Raw genomic sequence first — 12,211 nt, forward strand, 5'->3', positions numbered from 1 at the left:
CCGTGGCGGACCTCATCCTCGCCGGCGTCGCCGTCGGGCTCTGGCTCCTCGCGTACGGAGCTTGCCGGATCGCCACCCGCCCGGCACCACGAGCGGCCGGACCGGCGACGATGGACCTCGGCCCGGAGCCGCCGGCCGTGGTGAGCCTGCTGGTCAACGGCGGGTCGACGGGCGCGGGAACGACCGAGTCGATCCTGCTCGACCTGGCCGCGGCCGGCTGGTACGAGCTGCGACAGCCGGACGCCGACCCCCGTGGCACCACCATCCATCTCGCCGGGGCGCACCCGGACGAGAGCGGCCTACGACCGTACGAACGGCAGGTCCTGGCGCGGGTCCGTGGGCTCGCCGTCGACGGGGTGGTGCCACTTACCGCGCTGGCCTTCCGCGACGAGGACGAGTCGAAGGACTGGAACGGCAAACTGCGCGCCGCAGTGGTCGCCGACGCGCGGGCGGCCGGGTTGTCCCGGCGTCGGTTCGGGCGGACGATGATGACCGCGCTGTACCTCGGGGCGGCCACGGTGGGCGTGGTCTGCGGCCTGGTGGCCGTGTACCGCACGCACCTGCGCTGGACGTTCCTTCTCTCGCTCACCGTCGCCGTGGTGCTCGCGGGCCTCGTGCAGCGTGTCGGCGAGCGCGCGACCCCGGCGGGACTGGACGCCACCTCCCGGTGGCTCGCGGTGGGTGCCTGGCTGCGCAACCACGAACAGTTCGCCGAGCTGCCACCCTCGGCGGTGGCGGTCTGGGACCGCTACCTCGCGTACGGGGCCGCGCTGGGCGTCACCCGCCGCACCCTCGACGTGCTCGGCCTCGACGTCGGCGACCAGCGTGAGCTCTGGTCGTCGTACCGGGGCGGCTGGCGTCGGATCCGGGCGCGCTATCCACGGGTACGGCCCGGGTACGGCAGCACCACCCGCGCGCTGCTCGGTCAGGCGCTGCTGCTCGTGGTCGCGGGAACGTTCGTGCTGAGCGTCGCCGGTCGCTCCGGCTGGTATGCGCTGCCGGGGTACGTGCTGCTCGCCGGTGCCGCATACCTGCTGGGCGGCGCGTTGGTGGACCGGACGCGGTCGGTGACCGTCACCGGTCAGGTGCTGGCGCTGCGCCCACACGGGCGGGACAGCCGGCGACTGATCCACCTGGTACTCGACGACGGGACCGCCGACGAGACCACCGCATGGGGGCTGCCCGGCGGGTGGGGAGCCCGCTGCCGGCCGGGCGACGTCGTGACGATCACCGGCCGGCCGTGGAGCAGGCGGGTCGGCACCCTGACCGTCCGGTCGTCGGCGGACCCGGAACCCGAGCGGACCGGCCTGCTGGTCACGGACGTGTTCGGCGAGGTGGATCATGTGCCTGCCGGGCCGCTTCCGATCTCCGTCGAGGACGTGGCACGGGTCGTCGGTCAACAGGTACGGGTGCGACGCGTACCGCGACGCGTCGACTTCCGCTCCGAGCGCGACAACAGCACCGTGCTGCGCGCCGCCTGGGCGGACGGTACGGCCGGGCAGATCGCGTGGCGGGCCAACGCCCGTGGCGTCGTCACCCCGCTGCCGGGCATCGGCGACGAGGCGTACGCCAGCGGCGACAAGGTGGTGCTGCGCGTCGGTGACATCACGCTGGTCCTCACCGCACTCGGCAACGGGCGGATCGGGACGCCGCACCTTCCGTGGCTGCTCACCAGATGCGCACGGGACGCCCTCACGGCCGCCTGAGCCACCGCCCGGTGCGCCGTCGGGGCTGCGGCTCAGGAGCCGAGCTGATCGAGCAGCTCGTCCGCCGCCGCGTACGGGTCGAGCGAACCCTCGGCGACCTTGGCGGCGAGCGTCGACAGCTCCGTACCGTCGCGCAGCGAACCGATCCGGGCGCGGAGGGTGCCCAGCGCGATGGCCTCGATCTCGGCGGCGGCCCGCGCCTCCTGCCGGCGGCGCAGCTCGCCGTGCTCGACCAGCCAGCCGCGGTGCTTGTCGATGGCGGCGGCGATGTCGTCGATGCCCTCACCCCGGGCGGCGACCGAGCGGACGACCTGCGGTCGCCACTGCCCCGGCCCGCGCTCACCGAGGGCGATCATGCCCTGGATGTCGCGGACGGTGGCGTCGACGCCGTCCCGGTCGGCCTTGTTGACGACGAAGACGTCGGCGATCTCCAGGATGCCGGCCTTGACCGCCTGGATGGCGTCACCCATGCCGGGGGCGAGCAGCACGAGCGTGGTGTCGGCCAGCGAGGCGACCTCCACCTCGGCCTGCCCCACGCCGACGGTCTCCACGAGCACCACGTCGCAGCCGGCGCCCTCCAGCACCCGGACCGCCTGCGGCGTCGCCGCGGCCAGCCCGCCGAGGTGCCCCCGGCTGGACATGGACCTGATGTAGACGCCGGGATCGGTGGCGTGGTCCTGCATACGCACCCGGTCGCCGAGGATCGCGCCGCCGGTGAACGGGCTGGACGGGTCCACGGCCAGCACGCCGACGCGGTGACCGCGTGCCCGCAGCGCGCGGACCAGCTCGTTGGTGGTCGTCGACTTGCCCACGCCCGGCGAGCCGGTCAACCCGACCACCTGGGCCTGCCCGGCGTACGGCGCGAGCGCGGCGGCGATCTCCGGCAGCAGCGCGTCGCCGTTCTCGACAAGGGTGATCAGGCGGGCGACCGCGCGGGGGTCACCCGCGCGGGCCCGCTCCACGAGCCGGGGTACGTCCCGGCTGCGGCGCACCGATCCGGCGGCCGCAGTCGGGACGTTCTCGACAGCTTCGCTCACTGCATGATCCTCGTTCGCGACTGCGGGGCTCGCAAACCCGGCTCACTCCTCGCGCTCACTGAACCGACTCGGCCTTGCCCGGCACGTGGATGATCAGCGCGTCGCCCTGGCCACCGCCACCGCACAGCGCCGCCGCGCCGGTGCCGCCGCCACGCCGCTTCAATTCCAGGGCGAGGGTGAGCACCAGCCGGGCGCCGGACATGCCGATCGGGTGACCCAGCGCGATCGCGCCGCCGTTGACGTTGACCTTGTCCGCGCTGATCCCCAGGTCCCGGGTGGACTGGATGCCTACCTGCGCGAACGCCTCGTTGATCTCGATGAGGTCCAGGTCCTCCACGCTCAGGCCGCCCTTCTTCAGGGCGTGGTTGATCGCGTTGGACGGCTGCGAGTGCAGGGAGTTGTCCGGGCCCGCCACGTTTCCGTGCGCGCCGATCTCGGCGAGCCAGGTCAGCCCCAGCTCCTTGGCCTTGGCCTTGCTCATGACGACCACCGCGGCAGCGCCGTCGGAGATCGGCGAGGAGCTGCCTGCGGTGATCGTGCCGTCCTTGGCGAAGGCGGGACGCAGCTTGGCAAGCGACTCGACTGTGGTGTCCGGGCGGATGCCCTCGTCGTCACTGATCACCAGCGGGTCGCCCTTGCGCTGCGGGATCAGCACCGGGGTGATCTCCTCGGCGAAGTGGCCGTTCTTCTGCGCGGCGGCGGCCCGCTGGTGGCTGGCGGCCGCGAAGGCGTCCTGCTCCTCGCGGGAGATGCCGTGCTTCGTGCCGATCCGCTCGGTCGACTCGCCCATCGAGCAGCAGTCCCAGGCGTCGCTGAGCCCGTCGTGGGCCATGTGGTCCTTGACCACCACGTCGCCGTACTTGTAGCCGGAGCGCTGGCCCATCAGCAGGTGCGGGGCGTTGGTCATCGACTCCATGCCACCGGCCACCACGATGTCGAACTCGCCGGCCCGGATCAGCTGGTCGGCCAGGGCGATGGCGTCCAGGCCGGAGAGGCAGACCTTGTTGATGGTCAGCGCGGGCACCGACATCGGTACGCCGGCCTCGACCGCCGCCTGCCGAGCCGGGATCTGGCCCGCGCCGGCCTGGAGCACCTGCCCCATGATCACGTACTGGACCTGGTCCGGGCTCACGCCGGCCCGCTCCAGGGCCGCCTTGATGGCGATGCCGCCGAGCTTCGTGGCCGGAAGGTCCTTGAGGTTGCCCAGCAGCCGCCCCATGGGGGTGCGCGCGCCGCTGACGATCACCGAAGCCATGCCTGCCTCCGAGGGGGGTGCCGAGCTGTACGCCTTAACGATTGTTCGGCCAGACTAGCGCCATGACTGAGAACTCCCCCGTCGAGCCCGGTGCGGACTACGTCACAGACATCGGGCTTCGCAAGATCGACCACGTCGGGATCGCCGTGGCCGACCTGGACGCCGCGATCGACTTCTACCAGCGGACGTTCGGGATGCGCTGCGTGCACGTCGAGACCAACGCCGAGCAGGGCGTACGGGAAGCGATGCTGGCCGTCGGCCCGGGCACCGAGGGTGGCTGCGTGCAGTTGCTCGCCCCCCTCACGCCCGAGTCGACGATCGCGAAGTTCCTGGACCGCAACGGGCCGGGGGTGCAACAGGTCGCGTACACGGTGGCGGACATCGACGTGGCGTGCGCGGCGCTGCGCGAGCGGGGCGTACGGCTGCTCTACGACGAGCCGCGGCGCGGCACCGCGGACAGCCGGATCAACTTCGTGCACCCCAAGGACGCGGGCGGTGTCCTGGTCGAGCTGGTCCAACCCGCCGCCACCCCCCACTGACCCTCCCCGCCGACCCCCCTGTTGATCAAGCGGCTGGTGCCATCCCGCGCGTCGCAGGTGACCGAAAGCTCTTGATCAACGAGGGGTGGCGCCCCCTTGGAGGACGGGGTGCGCGCACGTCAGTGCGCGGTTGGCGGGTTGGTTGGACACCTTCACGCATCGGCGGATGCAGTTTTTCACAGAGGACTTCCGGCTTTAGCTACCGTTCAGTAACGTCCCGGCCCACAGGAGCGCGACCGGTGCCGGATGTGTCGAATGCCGACATGGCGGTCGTGCCCACCGGCGCCGACGATGGCAGCACCCGGGCCCGTGCGGGTGCGGACGAACCGGAGGTCACCGTGCAGGACATCCTCGAAGCGATCATGGCGGCGGAGGAATCGAATGATCCGGACCGCGAGCTGGCCGGCCTCGCCGGGCTGCCCGTACCGGAGAGCTACCGGGGTGTGGTCGTCCGTGCCGAGGAGTCGCGGATGTTCGACGGCATGGCCACCCGGGACAAGGACCCCCGTAAGGCCCTGCACGTGCAGGAGGTGCCGACGCCGGAGCTGGCGCCGGGCGAGGCGCTGATCGCCGTGATGGCCAGCGCGATCAACTACAACACGGTGTGGACCAGCATCTTCGAGCCGGTGTCCACCTTCAAGTTCCTGGAGCGATACGGCCGGGTCTCCGAGCTGACCCGCCGGCACGACCTGCCGTACCACGTGGTCGGCTCGGACGCGGCGGGCGTGGTGCTGCGTACCGGCCCCGGGGTCACCCGGTGGGCGGCCGGCGACGAGGTCGTCGCGCACTGCCTCTCCGTCGAGCTGGAGGACGCCGCCGGGCACGACGACACGATGCTCGACCCGCAGCAGCGGATCTGGGGCTTCGAGACCAACTTCGGCGGCTTGGCCGAGCTGGCCGTGGTCAAGGCCAACCAGCTGATGCCCAAGCCGCGGCACCTGAGCTGGGAGGAGGCGGCGAGCCCCGGGCTTGTCAACTCCACCGCGTACCGGCAGCTCGTCTCGCACCATGGCGCCAACATGAAGCAGGGCGACGTGGTGCTGATCTGGGGCGCCTCCGGCGGCCTCGGCGGGTACGCCACCCAGATGGCCCTCAACGGCGGCGCGATCCCGGTCTGCGTGGTCTCCTCGCCGGAGAAGGCCGAGCTGTGCCGCCGGATGGGCGCGGAGCTGGTCATCGACCGGGCAGCCGAGGGCTTTCGGTTCTGGAAGGACGAGGAGACCCAGGACCAGAACGAGTGGCGGCGCTTCGGCGAGCGCATCCGTGAGCTGACCGGCGGCGAGGACCCGGACATCGTCTTCGAGCACCCGGGCCGGGAGACGTTCGGCGCAAGCGTCTACGTGGCCCGCCGTGGTGGCACCATCGTCACCTGCGCGTCCACGAGCGGGTTCCAGCACCAGTACGACAACCGCTACCTGTGGATGCACCTCAAGCGGATCGTCGGCAGCCACTTCGCCAACTACCACGAGGCGTGGCAGGCCAACCGTCTGGTGGCGCTCGGCAAGGTGCACCCGACGGTGTCGCGTACCTACCCGCTGGAGCAGACCGGCCAGGCGGCGTACGAGGTCCACCGCAACGCCCACCAGGGCAAGGTCGGGGTGCGCTGCCTCGCCCCCACCGACGGCCTCGGTGTCCGGGACGGGGAGATGCGGGCCCGGTACGAGGACGCGATCAACCGGTTCCGGGGGCACTGACGGGCCACCGTCCGGACGGATGAGCAGCGGATGGCCAATGCGGTGATCGGGCCATTGTTCTTCCGCCCCCAATAGCGCGACATCGCTTCGGATCGAACAAAGGGCCACGGGTCGTCCCCGTGGCCCTTTTCCATGTCACGCTGCGTGGCGTCCGTCCCGCCCGGGACCTGCCAAGATCGGCGATTGGTCCGGCATCGCCGAACGCGGGAGTTGACCATGTAAAGAGGACACGAAAGCTGCGCACCGCTCTTGCGAAGCACCCTGGGGCGTCTGCCAGTATGTCCCAATGCCCCAGCAGCAGTCCTCCCCTCTCGCGTTCTTCGATAACGCGAACTCGCAGCCAGATTTCACCGTCGGCCTGCGCGGATACAACACTCACCAGGTCGATGACTTCCTCGGCCGGATGACCGCCGCGCTGACCCAGTCCGAGCAGGCCCGTGCCGAGGCCGAGCAGCGGATGAACGACGCCCAGCGTCGCCTCCGCCAGGCCGAGCAGCGCATGAGCGCGCTGGAGCAGAAGCTCACCGACACGAACAAGCAGCTCGAAGAGAACAGCCGGCCCACCCTCTCCGGGCTCGGCACCCGCGTCGAGCAGATCCTCCGGCTCGCCGAGGAGCAGGCGAACGATCACCGCAACGAGGCCAAGCGCGAGTCGGAGGGCATCCTCTCCGCCGCCCGCCTCGAGGCGCGCGAGATCACCGACAAGGCCCGCGCCGAGGCCGCCGCGATGAAGGCGAGCGCCGAGCGCGAGGCCGGTAACCTGCGCACCGCCGCCGAGCGCGAGGCCGCCGAGGTCCGGGTGCAGGCCCGCCGCGAGGCCGACACCCTGCGCGCGGACGCCGACCGCGAGACCAAGCAGCTGCGTACGGTCACCGCGCACGAGGTGGCCGAGCTGAAGTCGACCGTGGAGCGGGAGGTCGCCACCCTGCGCGCCACCGCCGAGCGGGAGATCACCCAGCAGCGGGCCAAGGCCGCCCGCGAGGCGGAGGAGAAGCGGGCCGAGGCGACCAAGCTGCTCACCGACGCGCGCGACAAGCGCGACAAGGATCTGCAGGCCCTGGAGCTTCAGCTGGCCGAGCGTCGGGAGAAGGCGGAGCGCGAGGAGTCCGAGCGGCACGCCGCCCAGGTCGCACAGACCCAGAAGCTGGTGAGCGAGGCCGAGCAGCGGGCGCGGGCAGCGCAGGAGCGGGCCAAGGAGATCGAGCAGCGCGCCGAGGCCCGTCGGGTCGAGTCGGAGCGCAACGCCGCCGAGACTGTCGACAAGGCCAAGGCCCTGTCGGAGAAGACGCTCAACGAGGCCAAGTCCGAGTCGCAGCGCCTGCTCACCGAGGCCCGCACCGAGGCGGAGCTGACCACGCAGGCCGCCCGCCGCGAGGTCGAGGACCTCACCCGGCAGAAGGACGCGGTCACCTCGCAGCTCGGCCAGATGCTCTCCGGGCTCGCCGGCATCGTGCCCGGCGTGCCGGCGGCGGCCGCTCCGGCTGCCAAGCCGGCGGAGGCCAAGAAGACCGAGGCCGGTCAGGACCGGGTCACCGCGGAGACCGCCGGCTGACGCCAGGCGTCAGCTTGGGGCATCGACGGCGCGAGGTGACACCGGGTAACCGGTGTGACCTCGCGCCGTATGCGTTTCCCAGCCCTTGGCATTCGGTACCGGCAACGGAGTGAACTAGCTCCCACAAGGGGCGTCCGTATCGCCCCAGCCGGGGGCGATGCGTGTGAGGATGGGGGCATGTCGCACGGCGAGGAACTGTTCGCTCTCGGCGGGGACGTGACGACGGAGCCCAGCTTCGAGTCCGCTCTGCGGGGGTACGAGAAGAAACAGGTTGACAGGTACGTCGCGCGTGCCGAGCACGAGATCGCGACACTCGCCGCCGAACGGGAACAGGCCTACACACAGATCCACAAGCTCGCCGGCCAGGTCGAGGTGCTGCAACGCGACCTCACCCAGGTCCGCAAGCAGATGAACGTGGTGGACCGGGCGTCGTTCCGACACCTGGGCCCCCGGGTCGAATCGATCCTCACTCTCGCCGAGGAGCAGGCCGAGCAGATCCTGTCGGCGGCCAGCGAGGAGATCGAGGCCCGTCGTGCCGCCGCCGAGCACATCGTCGAGGAGGCCCGCGAGCAGGCCGCGCGGGCGCTGAAGGACTTCGAGATCGCGCTCGCCGCGCGGCGCGCCGAGGAGGATCGGCACAGCAACGCCCGGCGCGCGGAGGCGGAGGCGACGCTCCAGGCGGCGAAGGACGAGTCGGCGAAGCTGCGCAAGGCCGCCCAGGACGCGTTGGCGAAGGCCCAGCAGGAGGCCACCCAGCTGCGGGACACCGCCAAGGAGATCCACACCCGGGCCCAGCAGGAGGCCACCAAGCTGCGCGAGGCCGCCCGCGAGGCGCTGACCACCGCGCGGCAGGAGGCCGGCGAGCTGCGCGAGGCCGCCAAGGAGGTGCACGCCAAGGCGCAGCAGGAGGCCAAGCGGCTCACCGACACCGCTACCGAGGCTGGTCGGGCCACCCACGCCAAGGCGCAGCAGGAGGCCAAGCAGATCATCGACGACGCGTCGATGGCCGGCCGCGCCACTCGCGCGAAGGCGCAGCAGGAGGCGGAGCGGCTGACCACGCAGGCCACCGAGTCGGCCAAGCGCAGCCGGGCCGAGACCGAGGCGTACGTGCAGCGGATGCGCACCGAGACCGAGGCGTACGTCAAGCACGCCCGCGCGCAGACCCAGCAGGAGTTGGGCGCGTGGCGGGCCGGGGTGGAGCAGGAGGTCAACTCCCGGCGGGAGGCGGCTGACCGGGAGCTGGCCCAGCGGCGCGCGACGGCCGAGCAGGAGTACGCGAAACGCCGCGACGAGCTGGACAAGCAGCACAAGGCCCGCCAGCAGGAGTTGGAGGCCGGGTTCGCCAGCCGCCAGCAGGAGCTGGAGTCGGGCGTCACGGCTCGCCGCGACGAGTTGGAGAACGAGTACTCCACGCGTAAGGACGCCCTGGAGACCGAGTACACCACCCGCAAGAACGAGATCGAGCAGGGCGCCGAGGCGATCCGCCAGGCGGCCGAACGGGACGCGGCGGCGATGCGCCAGCGCGCCGAGTCGGAGGCCGCCGAGCTGCTGAGCCGCGCCGAGACCGAGGCGGGCGACAAGCGCCGCAAGGCCGACGAGCACGTGGCGGCCTCACGTCGCCAGTTCGAGGAGTACGCGGCCACCACCCAGCAGCACCTCGCCACCACCCAGCAGCACCTGGCCGCCACCCAGCAGGAGGCGGCTGCCGGCCGGCAGCAGCTCGCCCAGGTGATGTTGGAGATCGCGCAGGCCCAGCAGCAGCTCGCCGACCTGCGGCAGGAGACCTGGAAGTCGCGGCAGGAGTCCGACGAGCTCCAGCGGCAGATGGCCGACCTGCGGTTGCAGAGCACCGCCGGCCCGCTGGACGGCCCGACCGCGCCGGACACCGGCGACGATGCGAGCACGAGCGCGACCGACGACGGCGCGGCGACCGTCGGCGCGGGCACGTCGCAGGGGTCGGGTGCGGCCACCGGCCTCAAGACCGAGCCCGCCGACAGCCGTCAGCCGGTGAACGCCGGTGCCGAGGACGCCGGGCAGTCCACCACCCGGCCGGTGGCCGAGCCGGTGACCACAGTCGACGGAGGCGCGGCCAGCGCCGGGGTGGACGGGGAGCCGACCGTGGCCGCCGTTCCGGGCGTGGGTGGTCGGGACGCCAAGCCGACCAAGATCACCAGCACCGGTGAGAACGGCAAGCGGCCCAGCAAGCCGACCACCGACGAGCGCAGCGCCAAGCCCAGCAAGGTCACCATCGAGAAGGACTGACGGGTACGGCCTCCACGCGTGCCCGTGGGTCGGCTCGGGGCAGGTACGGCAGCGGATTGACGGTCTCGTGGTCGGTCGCGACCATGAGGTGACTACGCTGCTGGCGCGTCGAGAAGAGACGCCGCCCGTCCCACCGCCTGCCCCGGAGGTCCTGGTGCCGCAGCACAATCCGTCGGCCGACGACCCGGACGTGACCCCCGGTCCCCCGCCCGCCGACCAGCCACCGATCGACCCGACGCCTGTCGAGACACCGGCGCCGGTGCCGGTTCCCGCGCCGGGCATCGACCCGGACGAGCCGCCCGCTGTCCCGTCCGGCAAGTTCGGCACTCCGGGGCGTCCGCTGCGGCGCAGCAGCTTCCTGATCGGCTTCACCGGCGCGTTGGGTGTGTTGCTGGCGTACACCCTGTATCTGGGGATTCGCAACGCCGGCGGCATCCTGGTGCTTGTGGTGATCGCGCTCTTCCTGGCGGTCGGCCTCAACCCGGCGGTGGTGCGGCTACGCCGCTGGGGCGTGCCGCACGGCCTGGCGGTCGCGGTGGTCGCGTTGACAGTGGTGCTGCTGCTCTGCGGCGGCGTGGTGGCGCTGGTCCCGCCGATCGTGACGCAGTCCGGGCAGTTCATCGACCAGATCCCGAGCCTGCTCGACGAGTTGCGCCGCAATCCGACTGTCAACGACCTGGTGGAGCGGTACGACGTGGTGGAGCGGGTGCAGAGCGCCGCGAACGCCGACACGATAGGTCGGGCGCTCGGCGGGGTGCTCGGCGGCGCTCAACTGATCTTCGGCACGGTGTTCCGGACGCTCACCGTGCTGGTGCTGACCATCTACTTCCTTGCGTACTTCAACCGGCTGCGGTCTCTGGGCTACGCGCTGGTCCCCCGGTCCCGGCGGGAGCGGGTGCAACTGATCGGCGACGAGATCCTGACCAAGGTCGGCGCGTACATGGTCGGGGCGTTGAGCATCGCGGTGCTGGCCGGCGCGACCACATTCGTTTTCGCGTTGATCGTCGGGTTGCCGTACCCGTTCGCGTTGGCCGTGGTGGTCGCGGTGACCGACCTGATCCCGCAGATCGGCGCCACCCTGGGCGCGGTGATCGTGAGTCTTGTCGGTTTCGCAGCCGACCTGCCCACAGGCATCGCGTGCGTGGTGTTCTTCCTCATCTACCAGCAGGTGGAGAACTACCTGATCTACCCGAAGGTGATGCGGCGCTCGGTGGAGGTCAACGAGGTGGCCGCCCTGCTGGCCGCGCTGCTCGGGGTGGCCCTGCTGGGCGTGGTGGGCGCGTTGATCGCCATCCCCACGGTGGCGGCGCTGCAACTGATCCTGCGCGAGGTGGTGCTCCCCCGCCAGGAGCGGCGCTGAGCCGTCAGTCGCCAGGCTGCGGGACGGGCGTGTCGGCGAAGGCGGCGACCGTGCGGTCGGCGTACGCGCTGACGTCGCCGGACTCCATCGGGCCGTCCCAGCTGGTCGGCAGCGGCACCTCGACGGCCGGGTTGACCCGGCGGACGATCTCGTCGAGCACGGTCTCCGCGTCGCCCACCCAGAGGTGCTTGGCGCCCGGCACCCCGACGACCTCGGCCTGTGGCACCGCGGCGAACCGCTCCCGGGCCTCCGCCGGGCGCAGGTAGTCGTCGAACTCAGGCACCAGAGCCGTCAGGGGTCGACCCGAGGCGGCCCAGGTGGCCAGGTCGTCCGGGGCCGAGAAGCGCAGCGGCGGGGAGAGCAGGATCGCCCCGGCGACGGCCGGATCGCACCCGTGCATGAGGGCCAGGTCGGTGCCGAACGACCAGCCGACCAGCCAGATGTTCGGCAGTTCGGCGAACTCCGCGTACTCGATGGCGGCGGCCACGTCGTACCGCTCGCCCACCGCGCCGTCGAAGGCCCCCTCGCTGGTGCCGCGCACGCTGCTGGTGCCCCGGGTGTTGAACCGCAGCACGGCCAGGTCGGCGAGCGCGGGAAGCCGCCAGGCCGCCTTGCGGAACACGTGGCTGTCCATCATCCCGCCGTGCGTGGGCAGCGGGTGCAGGCAGACCAGTGTGGCGACCGGCGGCCGCTCCGCCGGCAGGGCCAACTCGCCGACCAGCCGCAACCCGTCGGCGGTGTGCAGCTCGATGTCCTCCCGGCGGCCGGGCAGGATCGACGACGCGCGGATCGGTGTGCTCACCGCC

Annotated in this window: 9 protein-coding genes; 6 read left to right on the plus strand and 3 right to left on the minus strand. The window is 71.8% G+C overall.

Going from position 1 to position 12,211, the window contains the following annotated elements:
* Nucleotides 1-2 precede the first annotated feature (2 nt).
* Nucleotides 3-1,706: a hypothetical protein gene (locus AB0N27_RS23930; RefSeq protein ID WP_364373804.1), complete on the plus strand. Its 1,704-nt coding sequence runs from the start codon at nucleotides 3-5 to the stop codon at nucleotides 1,704-1,706.
* Nucleotides 1,707-1,738: 32 nt separating this feature from the next.
* Here the strand turns inward: AB0N27_RS23930 and meaB are convergent, their stop codons facing one another.
* Together meaB and AB0N27_RS23940 are read right to left on the minus strand one after the other, a co-directional pair.
* On the minus strand, nucleotides 1,739-2,743 hold the full coding sequence (gene meaB, locus AB0N27_RS23935; RefSeq protein WP_364373807.1) for a methylmalonyl Co-A mutase-associated GTPase MeaB: 1,005 nt from the start codon (nucleotides 2,741-2,743) through the stop codon (nucleotides 1,739-1,741).
* A gap of 55 nt (nucleotides 2,744-2,798) precedes the next feature.
* Complete coding sequence (locus tag AB0N27_RS23940; protein WP_364373810.1) at nucleotides 2,799-3,998, minus strand: acetyl-CoA C-acetyltransferase; 1,200 nt, start codon at nucleotides 3,996-3,998, stop codon at nucleotides 2,799-2,801.
* 62 nt (nucleotides 3,999-4,060) lie between these two features.
* Here AB0N27_RS23940 and mce point away from each other — a divergent pair, with 62 nt between their 5' ends.
* From mce to AB0N27_RS23965, 5 genes are all read left to right on the plus strand, one after another.
* A complete protein-coding gene (mce, locus tag AB0N27_RS23945; protein ID WP_364373814.1) occupies nucleotides 4,061-4,537 on the plus strand; it encodes a methylmalonyl-CoA epimerase in 477 nt (158 codons plus the stop codon).
* Between the two features lie 338 nt (nucleotides 4,538-4,875).
* Complete coding sequence (ccrA, locus tag AB0N27_RS23950) at nucleotides 4,876-6,231, plus strand: crotonyl-CoA carboxylase/reductase (RefSeq protein WP_364374284.1); 1,356 nt, start codon at nucleotides 4,876-4,878, stop codon at nucleotides 6,229-6,231.
* A gap of 286 nt (nucleotides 6,232-6,517) precedes the next feature.
* Complete coding sequence (locus tag AB0N27_RS23955; protein ID WP_364373817.1) at nucleotides 6,518-7,783, plus strand: DivIVA domain-containing protein; 1,266 nt, start codon at nucleotides 6,518-6,520, stop codon at nucleotides 7,781-7,783.
* Between the two features lie 177 nt (nucleotides 7,784-7,960).
* Nucleotides 7,961-10,045, plus strand: coding sequence for a hypothetical protein (locus AB0N27_RS23960; protein WP_364373820.1), 2,085 nt, complete (start codon nucleotides 7,961-7,963; stop codon nucleotides 10,043-10,045).
* A gap of 280 nt (nucleotides 10,046-10,325) precedes the next feature.
* Nucleotides 10,326-11,405: an AI-2E family transporter gene (locus AB0N27_RS23965; protein WP_364374287.1), complete on the plus strand. Its 1,080-nt coding sequence runs from the start codon at nucleotides 10,326-10,328 to the stop codon at nucleotides 11,403-11,405.
* A 4-nt stretch (nucleotides 11,406-11,409) separates the two neighbouring features.
* Here the strand turns inward: AB0N27_RS23965 and AB0N27_RS23970 are convergent, their stop codons facing one another.
* Nucleotides 11,410-12,207, minus strand: coding sequence for an alpha/beta hydrolase (locus AB0N27_RS23970; protein ID WP_364373823.1), 798 nt, complete (start codon nucleotides 12,205-12,207; stop codon nucleotides 11,410-11,412).
* Nucleotides 12,208-12,211 lie beyond the last annotated feature (4 nt).

Origin of the sequence: Micromonospora sp. NPDC093244, from assembly GCF_040683695.1 — a bacterium.
GTDB lineage: Bacteria > Actinomycetota > Actinomycetes > Mycobacteriales > Micromonosporaceae > Micromonospora.